Source organism: Enemella evansiae, assembly GCF_004362375.1.
GTDB lineage: Bacteria > Actinomycetota > Actinomycetes > Propionibacteriales > Propionibacteriaceae > Enemella > Enemella evansiae.
Genome location: NZ_SNXA01000010.1, coordinates 679628 through 699573, shown reverse-complemented (window position 1 = coordinate 699573; position 19946 = coordinate 679628). Strand labels below are relative to the sequence as shown.

At 68.8% G+C, this 19946-nt stretch carries 18 protein-coding genes; 11 read left to right on the top strand and 7 right to left on the bottom strand.

Annotated features, from left to right (window positions below):
• Positions 1 to 421: 421 nt before the first annotated feature.
• The 3 genes from C8D81_RS14620 to arr are packed head-to-tail and all read left to right on the top strand — an operon-like array spanning position 422 to position 5111.
• Complete coding sequence (locus C8D81_RS14620; RefSeq protein ID WP_094432699.1) at positions 422 to 3643, top strand: DEAD/DEAH box helicase; 3222 nt, start codon at positions 422 to 424, stop codon at positions 3641 to 3643.
• Positions 3644 to 3660: 17 nt separating this feature from the next.
• A complete protein-coding gene (locus C8D81_RS14615; protein ID WP_094432701.1) occupies positions 3661 to 4686 on the top strand; it encodes an enoyl-CoA hydratase/isomerase family protein in 1026 nt (341 codons plus the stop codon).
• Positions 4686 to 5111 carry an NAD(+)--rifampin ADP-ribosyltransferase gene (arr, locus tag C8D81_RS14610; RefSeq protein ID WP_172421950.1) on the top strand — a complete coding sequence of 142 codons (426 nt, stop codon included), beginning with the start codon at positions 4686 to 4688 and terminating at the stop codon, positions 5109 to 5111. The genes C8D81_RS14615 and arr overlap by 1 nt, the downstream gene beginning before the upstream one ends.
• A gap of 9 nt (positions 5112 to 5120) precedes the next feature.
• Here arr and C8D81_RS14605 read toward each other — a convergent pair whose 3' ends face one another.
• Both C8D81_RS14605 and C8D81_RS14600 read right to left on the bottom strand, forming a co-directional pair.
• Positions 5121 to 6002 carry an alpha/beta fold hydrolase gene (locus C8D81_RS14605; protein ID WP_094432703.1) on the bottom strand — a complete coding sequence of 294 codons (882 nt, stop codon included), beginning with the start codon at positions 6000 to 6002 and terminating at the stop codon, positions 5121 to 5123.
• Positions 6003 to 6038: 36 nt separating this feature from the next.
• Positions 6039 to 6698, bottom strand: a complete 660-nt coding sequence (locus C8D81_RS14600) for a TetR/AcrR family transcriptional regulator (protein WP_094432705.1) — start codon at positions 6696 to 6698, stop codon at positions 6039 to 6041.
• 47 nt (positions 6699 to 6745) lie between these two features.
• Here C8D81_RS14600 and C8D81_RS14595 point away from each other — a divergent pair, with 47 nt between their 5' ends.
• Positions 6746 to 7075 (top strand): TFIIB-type zinc ribbon-containing protein, encoded by a 330-nt coding sequence (locus C8D81_RS14595; protein ID WP_094359580.1) that lies wholly within the window; start codon positions 6746 to 6748, stop codon positions 7073 to 7075.
• Positions 7076 to 7174: 99 nt separating this feature from the next.
• On the opposite strand, the gene C8D81_RS14590 is transcribed toward C8D81_RS14595, so the two are convergent.
• Together C8D81_RS14590 and mptB are read right to left on the bottom strand one after the other, a co-directional pair.
• Complete coding sequence (locus tag C8D81_RS14590) at positions 7175 to 7972, bottom strand: SDR family NAD(P)-dependent oxidoreductase (RefSeq protein ID WP_229119684.1); 798 nt, start codon at positions 7970 to 7972, stop codon at positions 7175 to 7177.
• 141 nt (positions 7973 to 8113) lie between these two features.
• Positions 8114 to 9688: a polyprenol phosphomannose-dependent alpha 1,6 mannosyltransferase MptB gene (gene mptB, locus C8D81_RS14585; RefSeq protein ID WP_133626298.1), complete on the bottom strand. Its 1575-nt coding sequence runs from the start codon at positions 9686 to 9688 to the stop codon at positions 8114 to 8116.
• A gap of 115 nt (positions 9689 to 9803) precedes the next feature.
• On the opposite strand from mptB, the gene C8D81_RS14580 reads away from it, so the two are divergent.
• Entirely contained in the window at positions 9804 to 11033 is a 1230-nt protein-coding gene (locus C8D81_RS14580; protein ID WP_094405530.1) for an MFS transporter, read from the top strand.
• Between the two features lie 4 nt (positions 11034 to 11037).
• Positions 11038 to 12609: an alpha-amylase family glycosyl hydrolase gene (locus C8D81_RS14575; RefSeq protein WP_094405529.1), complete on the top strand. Its 1572-nt coding sequence runs from the start codon at positions 11038 to 11040 to the stop codon at positions 12607 to 12609.
• Positions 12610 to 12612: 3 nt separating this feature from the next.
• Here C8D81_RS14575 and C8D81_RS14570 read toward each other — a convergent pair whose 3' ends face one another.
• Genes C8D81_RS14570 through C8D81_RS14560 form a run of 3 tightly spaced genes read right to left on the bottom strand, consistent with a single transcriptional unit; the run spans position 12613 to position 13914 of the window.
• Positions 12613 to 12957 (bottom strand): 4Fe-4S binding protein, encoded by a 345-nt coding sequence (locus tag C8D81_RS14570; RefSeq protein ID WP_094359570.1) that lies wholly within the window; start codon positions 12955 to 12957, stop codon positions 12613 to 12615.
• Positions 12954 to 13514: an NADH-quinone oxidoreductase subunit C gene (locus tag C8D81_RS14565; protein WP_166646823.1), complete on the bottom strand. Its 561-nt coding sequence runs from the start codon at positions 13512 to 13514 to the stop codon at positions 12954 to 12956. The genes C8D81_RS14570 and C8D81_RS14565 overlap by 4 nt, the downstream gene beginning before the upstream one ends.
• On the bottom strand, positions 13507 to 13914 hold the full coding sequence (locus tag C8D81_RS14560; protein WP_094427312.1) for an NADH-quinone oxidoreductase subunit B: 408 nt from the start codon (positions 13912 to 13914) through the stop codon (positions 13507 to 13509). Before C8D81_RS14560 ends, C8D81_RS14565 begins: the two co-directional genes overlap by 8 nt.
• 329 nt (positions 13915 to 14243) lie before the next feature.
• Here C8D81_RS14560 and C8D81_RS21980 point away from each other — a divergent pair, with 329 nt between their 5' ends.
• The 5 genes from C8D81_RS21980 (at position 14244) to C8D81_RS14535 (ending at position 19914) form a co-directional block, all read left to right on the top strand.
• Entirely contained in the window at positions 14244 to 14567 is a 324-nt protein-coding gene (locus C8D81_RS21980; RefSeq protein WP_094405746.1) for an endonuclease domain-containing protein, read from the top strand.
• 124 nt (positions 14568 to 14691) lie between these two features.
• Positions 14692 to 16746, top strand: a complete 2055-nt coding sequence (locus tag C8D81_RS14550) for a 2-oxoacid:acceptor oxidoreductase subunit alpha (RefSeq protein WP_407644079.1) — start codon at positions 14692 to 14694, stop codon at positions 16744 to 16746.
• Positions 16743 to 17816, top strand: a complete 1074-nt coding sequence (locus tag C8D81_RS14545; RefSeq protein WP_094359562.1) for a 2-oxoacid:ferredoxin oxidoreductase subunit beta — start codon at positions 16743 to 16745, stop codon at positions 17814 to 17816. The genes C8D81_RS14550 and C8D81_RS14545 overlap by 4 nt, the downstream gene beginning before the upstream one ends.
• The gene (gene rarD, locus C8D81_RS14540; RefSeq protein WP_094405526.1) at positions 17817 to 18743 is read left to right on the top strand and encodes an EamA family transporter RarD; all 927 of its coding nucleotides are present in this window, start codon (positions 17817 to 17819) and stop codon (positions 18741 to 18743) included.
• Between the two features lie 46 nt (positions 18744 to 18789).
• Positions 18790 to 19914: a hypothetical protein gene (locus tag C8D81_RS14535; protein ID WP_094405525.1), complete on the top strand. Its 1125-nt coding sequence runs from the start codon at positions 18790 to 18792 to the stop codon at positions 19912 to 19914.
• Positions 19915 to 19946 lie beyond the last annotated feature (32 nt).

Sequence of the window (19946 nt, the reverse complement as noted above, 5' to 3'; positions counted from 1 at the left end):
GCCAGTGTCGAGATCGGTCAAACGAACAACCCAGACCCCAAAGACATCATCCCCAAGGCCACCGGACCCCCACCACCATCCTCACTGTGTCGAGATGAGCTGACCCGAGCTGAGCTGTCACGCCGGTTGAGCGAGCGCCAGCGAGTCGAAGCCAGGTTCCCGCAGAGCCCACCCAGCGCCATCCTCTTCCCTTGCCGGCCGTTCCCCACTCTGCGGCTCAACTGTCACTCTGCGGACCGCATGCAAGCCGCGGAGTGAGAGTTAAGCCGCGAAGTGGAGTGATCCCCGATCAGGCCTGGCCCCCGGCCACCCGGCGCCCGAATAACCGGCATTGTGCATCGAGAGGATCGCGGACCCCTGTCCGCGAGGCGAGTTCCGGAGAACAACAGCGAGTGGCCGCCCGGAGGTACAGACTGTGGCCATGCAGGCACCCCGCGCCGCTGCTGAGAAGCAGCAGATCCTGCAGTTCTGGTGGATGCTGGAGCTGTTCAGCCCTCAAAAGTTGCCCAAGCCGACCTCCCGAGCGTCCGGGCCACGGGATCCACGAGTCATCGAGTGGCGGCCCGAGGATCCGCTGCCCTGGGACGCCCTTCGACCTCCTACGCCGCGGGGCAAGACCCGCAGAGTGTGGCGACACACCGTCTACCTGGGCGTGTACACGCTGGAAGACACGTATGACCGGCTGCATCGGATGTTCGCCGTCGATCCCGATGCTTACGACGAGAGACCCGGCGGTCAGAGCGCATGCGCCGCGCTGTTGGTGGACCATCAGGGGCGTTATGTCCCGCAATCTGCCGTGTTGTCATCCGCTCTCTGGGCAGTGGGCCGCATCGACGATCCCGGGCACCACGACCCGCGGTGGGCCGAGGGATTCCCAGCAGCCGGGACGGCGCTCATTGAGGCGGTCGACAAGCTCGAGGGTGCTCGCCGCGAGGAGGCAGAGACCGAGAAACCTCCGCGCCAAGACTCCGAATCCATTCTCAGACTCGTCCAGATCGCACGTACCGCGGCCGGCATCAGTTCCGAAGACGTTCTCGCGACAAACCGGGTCATCATCCAGTCCGTAGCCGTCTCCGCCGATAGATCGGAAGACGGTGCGGACAACGACTTCTTGAACAGCTTCTTCCTGGACGACCTCGCGCTGGCACGCGACGCTGTCGGCGACGGGCAGCCGATCGGGGCAGCGTTGACTGCATATCTGACCGCCGATGCAGACATCGACATGAGGCTCCGGATCGACGTGATCGAGCGGCCCGACGTTGTCGACGCTGGCACCAATCCAGGACGGACTCCCTATGGCCGCTGGCCATCGAACCCTGAGCACGCGTTGGCGCTCAGCCAACAGTTCGCAGTCAATCAAGCCCTCCACGATCTGGCACCGACCAGCGGCATGCTGGGTGTGAACGGGCCACCGGGTACCGGAAAGACCACCATGTTGCGCGACATCTTGGCCGGCAACGTGGTCGAACGAGCTCGTCACCTATCCCGCTTGAAGGACCCACGGGACGCGTTCACCTCCGTCACCCACAAGTGGGACTCGGACGGTCACGGTCGGTTCGTTCGTCAACTCAAACCGGAGCTGACCGGTTTCGAAATGGTCGTCGCCTCCGCCAACAACGCCGCGGTCGAGAACGTCACCGCAGAGATCCCCTCCGAACATGCGATCCACCAGAACTGGCGAGGGAGCGCTGACTACTTCGCCAGCATCGCCACCGGGATACTGAAGGAGGCCCCCAGGGACGACACCGAAGAGTCCGTGCCGTCGCCTGAGGCGTGGGGCCTCGTCGCCGCGAAACTGGGAAACAAGCTCAACCGGGCATCCTTCCGGTCGTCGTTCTGGTTCGACAACGCCGGCCCCTCGACTGGTGAGACAGCAGACGCGGGCAGTCAGCGAATGCAGTCCTGGTTGAACCAGCAGCTCCACGACTCACATCCCCACAAGACCTGGGATCAGGCGAAGGCCGAATTCTCACGCGCCGAGAGACGCGTAGCAGCCCTGGTCGCCGAGCGTCGAGAAGCTGCCGACCGCCTCAGCGCGCTCCCGAAGTGCCTACTCAGAGAGCATCAGCTCGCGGCGGAACTGGGCACTGCGCACCGCGATCTGCAACAAGCGAAATCGGATGTCAACTACCACCAGCTGATTGAGGCCGACGCGCTCACCAGACGTCACGAGGCCCTGGGCAGATACGATCGTGAGTTGGCTGCCAAACCCGGTGTGCTGGAAGCGATCTTCACACTGGGGCGAGCCAACCGTGAGTGGCGTCAGAGACTGACTCCCCTGGCCGACGAACTCGCTGTGGCCGAGCGGACGCAACTCGAGATCGCGACGTACGGGACAGGCCTGCGGGAACGCGTGCACCAACTAGCGGGCTCAGCACACCGACTGGATGATGAGCTGTCCCGGACCCGAATTTCGTTGTCCGAGCTGAGAAGCACGTGCGCAGCAGACCGGCAGCGGTTGGCTGCCGGCTATCCCGACGAGAGCTGGGTCGGTGACCGACGCGAGCTTCATGCCCCATGGCTCGACCCGGAGCTGGACGCCGCACGGTCAGATCTCTTCCTGGCCGCGCTTCAACTCCACCAAGATTTCTTCGCCAGCGCCGCAAAGGACATGCTCAATGGTCTGCGTGGAGCGATCGAGGTGGTTGCTGGGCGCTATCCGCACAATCTGGCACCCGAGGCGCTGAGAGCCGCCTGGCAGCTCTTCTTCCTGGTGGTTCCACTCGTCTCGACCACCTTCGCGTCGGTCGGCCGGATGTTCGGCCAACTGGGGCCCGAAACGATCGGCTGGTTGTTGATCGACGAAGCCGGACAAGCGCCTCCACAGTACGCCGTCGGCGCGATATGGCGCGCCAAACGGTGCGTCGTGGTGGGTGACCCACTTCAGTTGCAGCCGGTGGTGACGATCCCCCAGAAGGTCGAACGCGACATCGCAGCGGCGTACCGGATCTCCTCGACTTGGCTCCCCCCACTGGCCTCGGTTCAGACACTGGCCGATCGTATTGCTCCGTACGGGACCTATCTTGAGCAGGGCGAGGACCCTGTGTGGGTGAGCGCCCCGCTGAAGGTTCACCGTCGCTGCGATGACCCGATGTTCACGCTCTGCAACAAGATCGCCTACAACAACATCATGGTGAACGGCGTCCAGCGACCGGCTGTCGACCCGAACGAGCTGGATCGGTTCGCTCTCGATCGCCCCGAATCGCTCGCCGCCAGTTACTGGGCTGACAGCGCTGCGGAGACATCCGGCACCCATCTTCAAGAGAATCAGATCGAGCGCCTGCAGCGCGGCCTCGACTACCTGCGAGATCACGACGTCGATCCGTCCCAGGTTATTGCTATCTCACCCTTCCGGGCAGTCGCGGATCGCCTGGCATCTCTGAAGTCCGAGTATCCGGGTCTACGTGCAGGCACCATTCACACCGCGCAGGGACGGGAGGCACCGGTCGTGTTTCTCGTCCTCGGTGGTGACCCCGACAGTCCGGGCGCCAAGGCGTGGGCTGCGTCGACGGTGAACCTCGTCAACGTTGCCGCCAGCAGGGCGCAGCGTCGGCTCTATGTGATCGGCGATCATGAATCATGGACCCGGCACAACTACTTCCGTCAGCTTGGCGCAGCCCTGCCTGTTCGTCCCCGAAGCTGACTGGCAGACTCAGCGGCATGGATCACGAGATCGACTACGCGCCGGGGCGTACCGGCAGCGAGCAGGTGCTCTTCGCCCACGATGGCAACCTGGGCCGGATGCTGCTGAACCGCCCGAAGGCGATCAACTCGCTGACCGCCGAGATGTGCGTCGCGATGCTGGACCAGCTGGAGCGCTGGGCCGAGGACCCGGCGATCAAGGCGGTGTCGATCCAGGGCGCCGGGGAGCGCGGGCTCTGCGCCGGTGGGGATGTGAAGGCGCTGCGGCAGGCCCTGGTGGATGATCCGAAGTCCACCGCGCCCGTCGAATTCTGGGAGGCGGAGTACCGGCTCAACCAGTTGATCGCCGAATACCCCAAGCCCTACATCGCGATCATGGACGGCATCGTGATGGGCGGCGGCATGGGGGTGTCCACCCACGGCAGCATCCGGCTGGTCACCGAGCGGACCAAGGTGGCGATGCCGGAGACCATCATCGGCTTCTTCCCCGATGTCGGTGTGCTGCACTCGCTGGCCCGCGTACCGGATGAGTTCGGCACCTTCCTGGCGCTGACCGGCAGCACCATCGGCCCCGGTGACACGTTGGCCGCCGGCCTGGCGGACCACCTGATCGCCCAGGACGACATCGACGCCCACCTGGCGGCGGTGGCCGCGGGGGGCGTGCTGCCGCCGTTCCCGCCGAACCCCGAACCGGAATCCTTCGGCGCCGCCTGGATCGCCGAATCCTTCACCGGGGACGACGCGGCCGCGATCCTGAAGCGGCTGCAGAAGCACTCCGATCCGGCGGCGCAGCAGGCGGCCGAGCAGATCGAGGCCCGCTCGCCGTTCTCGGTCGCGGTCACGCTGGCCGCGCTGCGCCGGGCGGCGGACCTGTCGCTGCCCGAGGTGCTCGCCCAGGATCTCAAGCTGGCAACGCATTTCGCCGGCGATCCGGATTTCAGCGAGGGAGTACGCGCCCAGCTCGTCGACCGCGGCGACAAGCCGAAGTGGCGGCACAAGTCGCTGGCGAAGGTCGACGCCGACGAGGTCGCGGCCCTGTTCTGATGCACCAACCCGTTCCGTTCGAGGTCTTCCAGCCCGGTGTCTTCCTGCACGGCACCAGGACCGAGTTCGCACCCGGTGACCTGCTGGCGCCCGGGCACGAATCGAATTTCGAGACCGGCCGGAAACTGCACCACGTCTATTTCACCGAAACCCTCGATTCGGCGGTCTGGGGCGCCGAGCTGGCCCGCGGCGACGGGCCCGGGCGGATCTACGTCGTCGAACCGACCGGGGCGTACCACGACGACCCGAACGTCACCGACAAACGATTTCCGGGCAATCCGACCCGCTCCTTCCGCAGCACCGAACCGGTCCGCGTGATCCGCGAACTGGACGACTGGGCGGGACACAGCGCGGACCAGATCCAGGCGATGCGGGACGGCCTGCAGGCCCTCGAGGACGCCGGGGAGAACGTGATCCTCGACTGAGGTGCCGGCTCAGCGCCGCACCAGCTCGTCGATGAAAGCCGCCACCTGATCCGGCTGCTCCTCGGCCATGAAATGGCCGGCCGCGATCGGTTGATAGGTCGCCCCGGGCGCCCAGGCCTGCCACAGACTCAGCGCGTCGAACCCGAGCTGCGCTCCCCAGTCCTGGGACAGCACGCCGACCGGCATCGCGAGCTGCCGGCCAGCGGCACGATCGGCCCGGTCCTGCGCCAGATCGATGGTCGCGGTCGCCCGGTAGTCCGCGACGATCGACGGCACCGCGGCCGCGGAACTGTCGATGTAGTGGCGGCGTACCTCGGGCGGGAAGGTCGTCCCGCTCGGATCCCAGGCGTTCAGGAAGGAGGCGAAGAAGTCCTCGGCGACCGCGGTGATCATCCGCTCCGGCAACCCCGGTGGCTGCGCCATCAGATAGAGGTGCCAGGCCACTGTCGCGTCGACCCCGTGCAGCACGTCCCAGGTGTCCATCGTCGGCAGCACGTCCAGGATTCCGAGGTGGGTAACGGTTTCCGGATGATCGAGGGCAGCCCGTACGCCGACCAGCGCGCCGCGATCGTGGCCGATCAGCGCGAACCGGTCGGCACCCAGGGCGGCCGCGGCGGCGACGATGTCGCGGGCCATCGTGCGCTTGGAGTAGGCGTCGGGGGCGGCCGCCTCCGGCTTGTCGCTGGCACCGTAGCCGCGCAGGTCGGGCACGATCACCCGGTACCGGTCGGCGAGCTGCCGGGCGACGGTACGCCACATCAGCTTGGTCTGCGGGAAACCGTGGAGCAGCACGAGCGCCGGCCCGCTGCCGCCGACGGCGACGTCGAGGCTGATCCCGTCGGCACCGGGAAGCCGATGCTGTTCGAAACCGTCGATGGTCAAGGTGGGCATGGTCCGCCTTTCAATGGGGGTTGGGATTGCGGGCGTTCAGGAGAAGATCGCGCGCGCCGGTGGTTCGCTGCCGGCGCCGGTGCGCAGCGCCGGGATCAGGATGGTGTCGACCAGGTGGGCGAGATAGTCCGCATCGGTGGGCAACCCGTTGAGCCGGCGGAGCAGCAGCACCGACCCGGCCACCTCCTCATAGGCGAACGGGTCGGTGTCCACCGGCAGCTCACCGCGGTCGATCGCGGCCCGCAGCACCGCCGCGGGGAGTTTGGCCCCGGTCGGGCCCGTGCTCTCCTCGATGTGGCGGCACAGCTCGGGATCGTCGAGTCCGGCCTGCAGCAGCATCAGGCTCATCGCCCCGTCGGCGGCGCGCATCGTGGTGTCCAGGCGGGTGCACAGCGCGATCAGGTCACCGCGCAGCGATCCGGTGTCGATCAGGTCGCTCGGTCGGGCGGCGGCGTCGGCGACCGGCCCCGCCTTGACCGCTGCGACCACCATCTCGCGCTTGGTCTCCCAGCGGCGATAGAGGGTCGCCTTGGACGCCCGCGCCCGCCGGGCGACCTCCTCGAAGGTCAGGGCGTCGTAACCCACCTCGGCGAGCAGTGCCAGGACCGCAACCAGGATCTCGCGTTCCCGGCCGGCATCCCGGGGTCTCCCGGCGCGCGCGGTCGGCGTACTGGAATCATCATTACGAAACGGCACGTTTCGTACTCTAACAGACCGGTCCCGCTCTGGAGTAGATTCGGCGAATGGAACTCATCTGTCCGAAGTGCGGCGCACCGATGCGCCAGTACGAACGCAACGGGGTCGTCGTCGACCAGTGCACCGGATGCCGCGGCATCTTCCTCGACGCCGGGGAACTCGAACGGCTCACCCAGGCCGAGACGCAGTACTACCAGCAGGGCGGGTATGGCCGCGGTCCGGCGATGCCGCGCGGTCGCGGTGGCTGGGGGTCGGCCGACTCCCCCGGTTCACCCGGTTCGCCGAACCGCTACGGCTATGGCAACCGGGGCGGATACGGCAAGCACGGCGGGAAACAGAACCGCGGGCAGAGCTTCCTGCGTGGGCTTTTCGACTGAGCGGGTGGCTTCGACTCGCTGGCGCTCGCTCAGCCAACGGAGGAACCTCGTTCCTCGCTCGCTCAGCCAACGTGGGGACCTCGCTCAGCCAACGCTGGATCAGGGCAGGATCGAGTCCACGTAACCGCCGTCGACGCGGACCGCGCCGCCGGTGGTGGCCGAGGCGAGCGGTGAGCTCAGATAGACCACCAGGTTGGCGATCTCCTCGGGTTCGATCAGCCGCTGGATCAGCGACTGCGGGCGATGGGTACGCATGAACTCCACCTGGGCCTGCTCCCAGGGCAGCTCCCGATCCACCAACTGGTACACGAAATCCTCGACGCCGGCGGTGTGGGTCGGCCCGGCGATCACCGAGTTGACGGTCACCCCGGTGCCGGCCGCGGCCTTCGCGAAACCGCGGGACACCGCGAGCAGCGCGGTCTTGGACATCCCGTAGTGGATCATCTCCGCGGGGATCACGATCGCGGAATCGCTGGCGATGTTGAGAATCCGGCCCCAGCGCCGTTCGGTCATGCCCGGCAGCGTCGCCCGGATCAACCGGGTGGCGGCGAGCACGTTCACCTCGAAGAACCGCCGCCACTCCGCGTCGTCGATCTCCAGCGGTTCCCTGGCCTCGAAGATGCCGAGGTTGTTGACCAGCACGTCGACCGCACCGGCCGCGGCCAGCACCTCGGCCGTCCCCTGTTCGTCGGTGACATCACCGGGTGCGGCGATCAGTTCCGCCCCGGGCACCTCCGCGCGTACCTCATCGATCGCCGCGGTCACCTTCTCCGCCGACCGGCCGTTGACCGCCACCCGCGCGCCGGCACGTGCCAGTCCGCGGGCGATGGCCAGCCCGATCCCCTGGGTGGATCCGGTCACCAGGGCGGTCCTGCCGCTCAGGTCGATCTCGATCATCGGTGGTCCTTTCGGTGGGGGTTCTCATCTCGACACGGCGCCATTGCTCCGCTTCGCTCCACATGGCCGCCTACTCGATGAGCGTAGGAGTCGACACGGCGCCATTGCTCCGCATGGCCGCCTACTCGATGAGCGTAGGACTCAGTCGTCGACGGCGCCGACCTTCTCCCGTTCCGGTTCGGCCCTGGTACGCCCCGGCGGTGCGGTGGCGCCGTCGGCGCGTTCGACGAAGTGCCGGCGGTCATGGCTGAGGATCACCCAGGCGATCACCGCGGCCGCCGCGATACCGAGGGCCAGGGCGTCATTGCGCCAGGAGAAGCTCACCGAGGAATAGCTGAGCAGGGCGATCGACCCCCAGCTCGCGATCCGTACCAGCCGCAGCGAGGGGCGGACGAACGCGAACCAGGTGGCGGGCCAGGTGAAATACCAGGGGTGCAGCGCGGGGCTGCCGAGGATCAGCGCCACCCAGCCGAGGACCAGGAACTTCATCGGCTGCTTCGGACCCTGTTTCACCAGCAGGTAGAGGATCGTGAGCACCATCAGCACCATGCCGATCTGCCGCGCGACCCGGACCGCCCCGAGCGCCGCGACGTGCTCACCCATGGCATTGAGCGCCAACCGGGCCAGGTCGCCGATCATCGTCGGCGGGGAGGGGGTGGAGACCATGCCGGGCACGTTGATCGCCAGCAGCCAGCCCCAGCCCTGCCCGTTCGGCATGCTGGCCAGGGTGATCAGGGTGAACGCCAGCACCATCACCAGGGTGCCCACCGCGACCCGCCAGGCCGCCTGCCAGAGCCGCAGCCACCAACCGGAGGCCGGCCGCAGCACCGGCCAGGCGAACAGCGCCACCGGCACGATCGCCAGGATGCCGGGGATCTTGATCGCCCCGGCGGCCGCGACCAGCACACAGCCGAGCAGGAAGCGTCGGCGTACCGCTGCATGCAACGCCAGCGCGACGAAACCGATCATCACCGCATCGTTGTGCGCACCGCCGACCAGGTGCGCGATCACCAGCGGGTTGACCAACCCGAACCAGAGCGCCGACCGCGGATCCACCCCGAGCCGGCGGGCCAGCGACGGCACGGTGAGCGCCGCCGCGAGGATGCCGGCGATCGCGAGCAGCCGCATCCCCAGCGCCGAGGACCAGTAGGGCGACAGGCCGGAGGCATCCACCACCAGATGGGAGAGCTGCAGGCTGAGCGGACCATAGGGCGCGCGGGTGAAGCGCCAGGTCTCGACGACCTGCTCACCCCACCGGTTCTGCAGCATCCCCGCACCCATCTCATAGGGATTGAGCCCGGTGTGCAGCATGTAGCCCTCGGCCGCATAGGCGTACGAGTCGTGGCTGAAGATCGGCGGCGCGAGCAGCATCGGCAGCGACCACAACCCCAGCACCGCCAGGAAGTCGACCTTCGGCGCACCGGAGCGGGGCCGCAGTTTCAGCCAGGCGTCCATCACCAGCAGTACGCCGGTGAGCGCGGCCACCGTGCCGATCCCGGGCCAGAGCCAGGCGTACTGGCGGAACAGGCCGAGCACCTTCCACCACGGGCTGTTGTCGGGCAGGAACGCCGGACTCAGCCCGCCGAGGGAGATCAACGCCGTACCGACCATGCCGCGGCGGACCGCGGGGACGGCGAAGGCCTGGATCAGCAGCTCGGTGGCCGCCCGCTGGAACCGGTCGAATCGGGTGGCCGCTTCGCGCACGGTGAGCGCCATGGCCACCTCCTCCACACCTCGTTCACGGTTCGGGCCCGTACGACAGCGTAGTCACCCCGGGCCGCCACGCAGTTATCTTGATATCGAGATAGGTTGTCCGGGTGGGGGTGACCGCATGATCAAGCAGATCTTCTGGCCGGTACTCGCCCCCGCCTTCCTCTACCAGGTGGGTTCCGGGGCACTCACCCCGGTCGTGGTGCTGGCCGCACTCTCGCTGGGCGCCGGCCATGCGCTCGCCGGCGGCATCGTCACCGCGATGGGGGTGGCCGCGATCATCGCCTCGATCCCCGCCGGTCGACTCGTCGACCGCCTCGGCGACCGGAACGCGATGGGCCTGGCGACGGTGCTGGTGGCGGTGTTGACGACGGTCGCGGTGCTGGTGCTCACCCTGCGGCCGGGCAACGGGGTCTGGCTGTTCACCGGTGCGATCGTGTTGATCGGCGCCACCGAGGTGGTCTGGTCGCTGGCCCGGCAGGCGCTGGTCGCCGAGACCGTACCGCCGCAGCGGATCGCGATGGCGATGACCAGCCTGGGCGGCGCGGCCCGCGCCGGCCAGCTCGTCGGACCGGCGCTCGGCGCGCTGCTGCTGCTCCGGTTGCCGCTGCAGTCGGTGTTCGTGCTGCACATCGTCGCCGCGCTCGCCGCGACGGTGCTGATCTGGCGCTCCCGCTTCGGCGCCCCCACCGCGCGACCCGCGCGTCCGGCGTACGCCGAACGGGGCCGGAGGCCGCCGAAGCTGGACGTGCGCTGGAAGGCGGTCGCACTGGCGGGGGTGAGCATGGTGACGCTGTCGATGGCACGGCAGGGCAAGAACGTCGTGGTGCCGCTGTGGGGTGATCAGCTCCAGCTCTCCCCCAGTGCGATCTCGCTGCTGGTCGCGCTCGGCTCGGCGATCGAACTGCTGCTGATCGTGCCCGGTGGCATCCTCAAGGACCGGATGGGCCGGACCAGTGTGCTGGTCACCTGTCTGCTGCTGCTCGGGGTCGGGTTCGCGATCGTGCCGCTGGCGCCGACGGTCTGGGTGTTCGTGGTCGGGCTGGTGATCCTCTCGATCGGCAACGGCCTGGGCTCGGGGATCAACATGACCCTGGGCGCCGACCTCAGTCCACCGGTCGGCCGGGCCGGCTTCCTCGACTACTGGACGACGCTCACCCAGGCCGGCGCCTTCGCCGGACCCGGCCTGGTCACCGCGGTGGTCGCGGCCGCCAGCCTGTCCGCGGCGGTCTGGGCACTGGCCGCCGCGCCGCTGTTCGGCGCGGTCTGGCTGCTCTGCTTCCAACACGTCATCGGACTGCCCTCGGCCCGCCGCGCGCGCATCGAGCGGGTCGAGGGGGTGGAAGGATGACCCCATGCCGACCGCCGACGCCACGTTCACCGCACGCCGCGACGCGCTGTGGCCCCAGGCGCTCGGCGCGCTGCGTGGGCTGATCGGTCAGCGGCCGGAGACCGATACCGAACTGGAGCGGATCGCGGCGAGCTGCGCGCAGGCGTACGCCGACCGGCCGGCCGAGCTGCGGGCACTCGACGAACGCCGGCTGGTCACCCCGGACTGGTACCAGCGCAGCGAGATGGTCGGCTACCTCGCCTACGCCGACCGGTTCGCCGGTACGCCGGGTGGCGTGGTCGAGCGGATCGGTTATCTGCAACAGCTCGGCGTCAACCATCTGCACCTGCTGCCGATGCCCGGCGAACGCTTCGAGCCGGCCGATCTGCGGGGGTTGGGCGAGGCGCTGCGTGGTCGCGGGATCGCGCTCGGGGTGGATGCCGGGCCGATCGAACCGGACTCCTTCGACCGGCTCTTCGATGAAGTCTTCGCACTGGCGAATGCCGGAGTCGAGGTGATCCGGATCGACCCGGGGAAGGTCCCCGAGGTGCATATCCTGCTGATCGCCTGTCGGGCCTTGCTCGGCATCGTCGCCCCCGGTGTGCTGCTGCTGGCCGGCGCGACCCCGAACCCGGGATCACCGGTCGACTGGTTCGGTCGTGGCATCGCCACCGGTGCGGAATGCCAGCTGGCGTACCAGCCCACCGTCCCGACCATGTTGTGGAGCGCCCTCGCCGAACAGGACGTCCGGCTCACCCGCCTGGTGCTGAACGCGGTCCCGGCGATTCCACCGAACGCCTCCTGGGTGCTCGCGGCCCGCTCCCCGGCGGATCTCGACTTCGACATCAGCAACGATCAAGCCGCAGCGCTGGGGCTCGACGGTGCCGCGCATCGCTCGTTCCTGGCCGACTTCTATTCCGGGGAGTTCCCCGGTTCGTTCGCGAGCGGCGAGGTGTCCGGCCGTGACCCCGAGACCGGTGACCGGCGGATCGCCGGCACCCTCGCGTCGCTGGCCGGGCTGGAACGGGCCCGGTCCCTGAGTGGCGCCGATCGGCAGTCCGAGACCGACCTGGCCATCCGCCGGATCCTGCTGCTGCACGCGCTCACGATGTCGCTCGGCGGGCTGCCGATGATCAACTCCGGTGACGAACTGGGCCAGTTCAACGACCGCTCCTATCTCGCCGATCCGGCGCTGGCCGCGGACGGGCACTGGCTGCACCGCCCGCCGCTGGACTGGGCCGCGGCCGCCCGGCGGTTCGATCCGACCACCGCGGAGTGCCGGATCTTCTCCGGCCTGGCGAATCTGGTCGAGGCCCGGAGACGGACACCCCAGCTGCACGCCCAGGCCGGCAGCCGGGTGGTCGAGGTCGGCAACAACCACGTCCTCGGCGTGCTGCGGGAGAGTCCCCGCGGCACCGTCCTGGTGCTCGCGAATCTGTCCGCCCGGGCCTACTCGATCGGGCTGCATTCGGCACCGTGGTTCGCCCCGGGCGCCGGGCTGCGGGATCTGATCTCCGGTCATCCCGAGGAGCGCACGGTGCGGATGGATCCCTACCAGGTCCGCTGGCTGGCCGAGCTCCCCCGCGCCAACCGATAGGGGTCAGCGGAGCTCGTCGATGCCGTGCGCGAGCGCGGCGAGGTCGTCGGCCGGCGGCACGTGCGCGCCGTTCCACTCCAGCGCGTCGAAGGGGCACTCCTCCACGCAGATCCCGCAGTACATGCACAGCGACCAGTCGATGACGAAGCGGTCCAGCACGTTGTGGGTGCGCTCCCGCATCCCGCGGCCGGTGAGCTGGGCGGGGGCGTTCGGGTCGACCTCGGTGTGCGAGTCGATGTGGATGCACCAGGCCGGGCACTCCCGGGCACAGATCATGCAGGAGGTGCAGTTCTCCTCGATCAGCCGGATCTTGCCGTGGGTACGCCCCTGATCCTCGGCCGCGCTCATCGACGCCTCCGGACCCGGCCGCCCTGGGCGCTGACGGCGATCTCGTCGGGCGTCGGCGGCGGGGCGGCGGGGTCGCGGTCACCCCACACCTCGGGATCGGGTACGCCCGGGGGCACCATCCGGCGCCGGCTGGCGGCACCGGTCTCACCGGGCTCCTTGGCACCGGGCCAGCTCGCCGCCGCCCGTGCCCCGAGGACCTCGTCCTTGCGCAGCGGATGTCCGCCGTAGCGCGGTTCGATGAGCAGCGAGGTCGGATCGCCGCCGGTGAACCGGACCCCGAACAGGTCGGCCAGTTCCCGTTCGGCCCAGGCGGCCCCGCCGAACACCTCGGTCAGGCTGCCCAGCACCGGTTCGTCGCGCGGCACCCGGGTCTCCAGCCGGAGCGAGGCCCCCGAGCCGCGATCCAGCAGCTGCAGCACGATCCGGAACTCCTGGGCCCGGCCGATCTCGTCGACGCAGTCCAGCCAGTCGAAGAAGGCGTATCCCGTCGCGGCCGCGGCCCGGGCGGCGCTCACCCACTCACCCGGCGGCACCGGGCGCACCTCGACCTCAGCCATCGACCGGCACCCCCTGGCCGGCCGGCGCGCGCAACGAGTCGAGCGCGTCGCGGATGGCCTGCGGCGGGGGCGGGCAGCCGGGGACGAAGACATCCACCTCGACGAACTGCGAGATGCCCTTGGTGACCGCATAGGAATCCCAGTAGGGGCCACCGGAACTGGCGCAGGCACCGAAGGAGACGACCTTCGCCCCGGGCGTCCGCCCGAGGATCTCCTGGATGATCGGCAGCACCGCATCGGTCACCGTGCCGGAGACGATGACCGCGACCGGATCCTCGGGCCGCAGGTCCGCGCTCTCCACCCGGTACGCCCCAGCGGCCTCGAACTCCAGCGTGCAGCAGGCCAGCGCGATGTCGACCACCATCAGGGATCGGTCGCCGTACCAGTCGAAGCAGCGCATGGCCCGAAGCCTACGGCGTAACGCCGACTTACCCCGCGGTCGAACAACTGATGTCCACTCTCGTTCTCAGGCCCCGACGAGACCATGCGGCCCAGCGGCCCGCGTCGCGATTCGAGAGTGGAGATCAGCTGTTGTCCACAGGGCGACCCCGTTGCGCAGCGCCGTGCGCTGGCTGGCGTCCCGCGGCGAACTCGTGCGGGTGCTGCCCGGTTGCTTCGTGTCGGCCGCGGTCGCCGATGACCCGGCCGTTCGAGCTCTGGCGCTCGTCCACTACCTGCCGGACGCGGTCCTGATCGGGCGATCGGCCGCGATGCTCACCGGCTGGGCGGATCAGAAGCCGCCCCTGGTCCGAGGCGGAGCGGAAGGCCCACTGCCTGCTCCGCGATGCCGGCCTCACCTTTCAGACCAAGCATGCGATCCGGATCGATGGCGAGACCTTCTTCCTCGACGTCGCGCTCCCCGAGCTGCGGCTCGGTATCGAACTCAACGGCTTCGAACGCCATGGCCGGCGGGAGGTCTTCGAGAACGATCACCGGCGCCGCAACGCGGTACACCTGGCGGGTTGGCTCATCCTCGAGTTCACCTGGCGGATGATCACCGACCATCCGGACCGTTTCGTCGAGACCGTCCTGCGCGCCATCGCTCAACGGTGAAGCGCGACGCCACCGGGAGCCCGCTACCACGCTCTCACCCCCTGGCCGCACTACGGGACGGTAAGGACGCCCTCACCGGGCGAGGTATCGTCGGACGGTACGCCCATTGCGCCGGTCGATCCGAATCGACCCGACCGGCACCCAGGTGGCCCCGACCCAGAAAGGCTGCTGTTTCGTGCCTGATGTGAAGAGTCTCGACCGCGTCGTGATCCGGTTCGCCGGCGACTCCGGCGACGGGATGCAGTTGACCGGTGACCGGTTCACTGCCGACTCAGCCCTGCTGGGCAACGACATCTCGACGCTGCCCAACTTCCCGGCGGAGATCCGGGCACCGCAGGGCACGCTGCCCGGCGTGTCCAGCTTCCAGCTGCACTTCGCCGACTACGACATCATGACCCCCGGTGATAAACCCGATGTGCTGGTCGCGATGAACCCGGCCGCACTGAAGGCCAACCTGCGCGATGTGGACAAGGGCGGGGTGCTGATCCTGGACACCGCCGAGTTCACCAAGCGCAACCTGAGCAAGGTCGGTTACGAGTCCAATCCGATCGAGGACGATTCGCTCGCCGACTACCAGGTGCACGCCCTCGACCTGTCCGGGATGACGGTGGCCGCGGTGAAGGAGTTCGGGCTGACCCGCAAGGACGCCCAGCGCTCCAAGAACATGTTCACCCTCGGCCTGCTGTGCTGGTTGTTCAACCGCGAACCCGAGGGCACGATCTCCTTCCTGAGCAGCAAATTCGCGAACAAGCCGGCGATCCGGGACGCGAACATCGCCGCCTTCCGGGCCGGCAACGCGTTCGGCGAGACCACCGAGACGTTCGCGCACACCTACCAGGTGCACCCGGCCAAGATGCCGACCGGCCGCTACCGCCAGGTGACCGGCAACTCGGCGATGGCCCTCGGGCTGATCACCGGCGCGCACAAGTCCGGCCTGCAGCTGTTCTTCGGCGCCTACCCGATCACTCCGGCCTCCGATGTGCTGCACGAGCTGACCAAGCAGAAGCGCTACGGCGTGCTGACCTTCCAGGCCGAGGACGAGATCGCCGCCGTCGGTGCCGCGCTGGGTGCCTCCTTCGCGGGTGCGCTCGGCGTCACCTCCTCCTCCGGCCCGGGTATCGCGCTGAAGGCCGAGACGATCGGCCTGGGGGTGATGACCGAGCTGCCGCTGGTGGTGGTCGACGTGCAGCGCGCCGGCCCCTCGACCGGCATGCCGACCAAGACCGAGCAGGCCGACCTGCTGCAGGTGCTCTACGGCCGCAACGGTGAGGCACCGGTCCCGGTGATCGCGGCCCAGTCGCCGTCGGACTGCTTCGACACCGCGATCGAGGCGGTCCGCTGGGCGATCACCTACCGCACCCCGGTGGTGGTGCTCTCCGACGGTTATCTGGCCAACGGCGCCGAGCCGTGGCGGCTGCCGGAGATCGGTGAGATCCCGGCGATCGACCCGGCCTTCGCCACCGAACCCAACCAGGGTGAGGAATTCCTGCCCTACCTGCGGGATGAGAAGGGTGCCCGGCCGTGGGCGATCCCGGGTACGCCGGGGCTGGAGCACCGGATCGGCGGCATCGAAAAGGCCGCCGGCACCGGCAACGTCTCCTACGATCCCGACAACCACGATGCGATGGTGCGGGCCCGGCAGGCCAAGGTGGACGGCATCGTCCGCGACGTACCGGACCTGGTGGTGGACGACCCCAGCGGCGAGGCGAAGGTGCTGGTGCTCGGCTGGGGTTCCAGCTACGGCCCGATCATGGCGGCGGTACGCCGGGTGCGCGCGGCCGGCGGCAAGGTCGCCCGGGCGCACCTGCGCCATCTCAACCCGTTCCCCGCCAACCTGGGCGAGGTGCTGCGCGGCTACGACAAGGTGATCGTGCCGGAGATGAACCTCGGCCAGCTGGCGATGCTGCTGCGCGCGAAGTATCTGGTCGACGTGCAGTCCTACTCCCGGGTCCGCGGGCTGCCGATCTCGCTGTCCGAGCTGGCCGCCGACCTGCTGGACGAGGTCGGTGCGCATGCCAGCCCCGACGAGCTGAACGAAGAACCGATGGCCGACGGTGACGACCCCGTGCACGAGGGTTACGTCCCGGACTCGGCCGACCCGGTCCCGGCCGGTCCCGGCAAGGAGACCGATGATGCCGAGTCCAGTGGCGATTCCGACAAGGAGATGAGCAACCGATGACCCAGACCCCGACCCGCCCCGAGCGCAACGGTCTGGCCGGCGTACCGCTGGCGGTCGAACCGCTGAACCGCAAGGACTTCACCTCCGACCAGGAGGTCCGTTGGTGCCCCGGATGCGGCGACTACGCCGTGCTGGCCGCCTTCCAGGGATTCATGCCGGAGCTGGGGATCAAGCGTGAGAACGCGGTGATCATCTCCGGTATCGGCTGCTCCTCGCGGTTCCCCTACTACGTCGACAGCTATGGCATGCACTCCATCCACGGCCGCGCGCCGGCGATCGCCACCGGGGTGGCCAGCGCCCGCGACGACCTCGGGGTGTGGGTGGTGACCGGTGACGGTGATGCGCTGTCCATCGGCGGCAACCACCTGATCCACGCGCTGCGCCGCAACGTGAATTTCACGATTCTGCTGTTCAACAACAGGATCTACGGCCTCACCAAGGGTCAGTACTCCCCCACCTCGGAGCAGGGCAAGGTCACCAAGTCCTCCCCGATGGGTTCGGTGGACACCCCGTTCAACGCGCTCTCGCTGGCGCTGGGTGCGGAGGCCTCGTTCGTCGCGCGCACCATCGATTCCGACCGCAAGCACCTCACCGGGGTGCTCAAGGCTGCGGCCGAGCATCGCGGCGCCTCGTTCGTGGAGATCTATCAGAACTGCCCGATCTTCAACGACGGCGCCTTCGATGCGATCAAGGACAAGGATTCCGCCGCCGAGGCGATCATTCCCTTGCAGCATGGGGAAAAGGTGCTCTTCGGCGCCGACCAGCATCTCGGCGTCTACCGCAACGAGGACGGTTCGGTCGCGGTCGGCGAGGTGTCGGAGATCGGCCTGGATCGGGTGATCACCCACGACGCCCATGCCGCGGATCCGGCGTACGCCTTCGCACTCAGCCGACTCACCGATGCCGGGGTGCTGCAACGTTCCCCGATCGGCATCCTGCGCCAGGTCGAGCGGCCGTCCTATGACGACCTGGCCCGACAGCAGCTCGAGATCGCCAGCGGTGGCACCGAGTTGGACGACGCGCAGCTGCAGCAGCTCGTCGACGGCCCGGACACCTGGCTGGCCGACTGAGTGACGAGTACGCCGCCCGAGACCGGGTCTCGGGCGGGTGTCACCGCAGCCCTCACGGCGTACGCGCTGTGGGGGCTGGTGCCGCTCTACTGGCGGCTGATCGACGGCGCCGGTGCGTTCGAGGTGCTGGCGCACCGGATCATCTGGTCGCTGGCCTTCGGCGTCCTGCTGGTGCTGCTGTTCGCCCGGACGCGGTGGCGCAGACAACTCGCCAGCCCACGCACCCTGCTCACTCTGGCGGCCGCGGCCGGTTTCGTCACCATCAACTGGGGTGTCTACATCTGGGCGGTCACCAATGACCGGGTCACCGAGACCGCGCTCGGCTACTACATCAATCCGCTGATCTCGATCCTGTTCGGCGTGCTGTTGCTGCAGGAACGGCTGGCGCCGATCCAGTGGGTGGCGATCGGGCTGGCGGCGATCGCGGTGGTGGTGATCACCATCGGCTACGGCCGACTGCCCTGGGTGGCGCTGCTGCTGGCCGGCAGCTTCGGGATCTACGGGGTGATCAAGAAGCGGGTCACCGTCGAACCGATCGTCTCGCTGACCTATGAATCGGCGGTCGCCACCCTTCCGGCGCTGCTCTTCCTCGGCTGGTTGGCCGCCCGCGGGGGGAGCCACTTCGGGCAGCAGCCACTGAGCCAGGACCTGTTGCTGATGGGCGGCGGTGTGGTCACCGCGGTCCCGCTGCTCGCGTTCGCGTTCGCGGCCCAGCGGATCCCGCTCAGCCTGCTCGGCATCACCCAGTATCTGGCGCCGACGATCCAGTTCGTCCTCGGCGTCGCGGTCTTCGGTGAGCCGATGCCGCCCGCCCGCTGGGCCGGTTTCATGCTGGTCTGGCTGGCGCTGATGCTGATCACCGGGCACGCGCTGTGGCGGGCCCGGCGCCGGCGAACGAGTTCGCTGGGCGGCACCCCCGCCGGTTAGGGTGAACCGGGTGCGGGGCCCCCACCTCCCGCGCCAGGAGTGACAGATGACCGAGCGCAGCCCGTTCGCGCGACCGGAGCCCGATGAGCCGGAGCCCAGGCCGTCGCGGTCCGCCGGTCCGGCCCCCGAACCGCCCACCGAACCGCCGTCCACCGAACCGCCGTCCGCCGGGGAGCCGCTCTGGCAGCCCGATCCGACCGCGGGCCGGGCGCGTCGTCGCCGGCCCGGGTTGTGGGCCGCTGTCGGCGTACTCGCCCTGGCTCTGCTGATCGGAACCGCCTTCGGCGTCCGCACCCTGCTCGCGCCCGCCGCCTCGACCAGCCAGGCGGGACCCGCCGACCAGGCGACCGCCTATCTGCAGGCGCTGGCCGCCGGGGACGCCGATCGCGCGCTCGCCCTGAGTTTCGTCAAGGGCAGCGGCCCGCTGGTCAGCAAGGATCATCTGCAGCAGAACCGCCCCCAGATCAGCGACATCACCGTCATCGATGCCGGCTCCGGCGATCCCGCCGGGACCGATGTGGTGCTCGGTTACAAGCTGGCCGGCAAGGATGTCCGCGGCACCTTCCCGATGTTCCAGAACCCGCAGCGGCAGTGGCAGCTGCGCCGCGGTTCGGTGCAGCTGCGGGTGGCACCGACGCCGCAGATGGTGCCGGTGCTGCTCGACGGACGGAAGCTGGACTCCAACAGCTACAGCTATCTGGTGGATGTCTTCCCCGGTACGCACACACTGAGCACCGGGTCGAAGTGGCTGGATTTCACCACCCCGCAGGTCACCGTGACCGGGCTGACCGACCCACCGGCGGTCGACGCGGCGACCGCGCCCACTGCGGCGTACGCCGGCGCCGCGAAACAGCAGGTCAGCGAGCGGATCAAGGGCTGCGTCGCCAGCAGCGAGCTGGCCCCGGCCGGCTGCCCGTGGGCGCGGAAGGCGCGCGCGGATCAACCGGTCAGACCTGGTTCGGTCTCCTACCAGCTGCTCAGCCAGCAGATCAGCGTCGGCAAACCCGGTAGCACCGATGCGATCGCCCGGGGCGAGGTCCAGCTGCGGCTGCGGATGAGCAGCAGTTCCCGGATCAACGGCAGCTACCAGTCCGACACCGAGGAGTTCGACGTCCGCAGTCGGTACGCGATGGACCTGCTCAGCGCCGGTCCGGATTTCGTCTGGGAGTGAACAGGAACCTTCCGGAGCTATCCTTCTAGCCG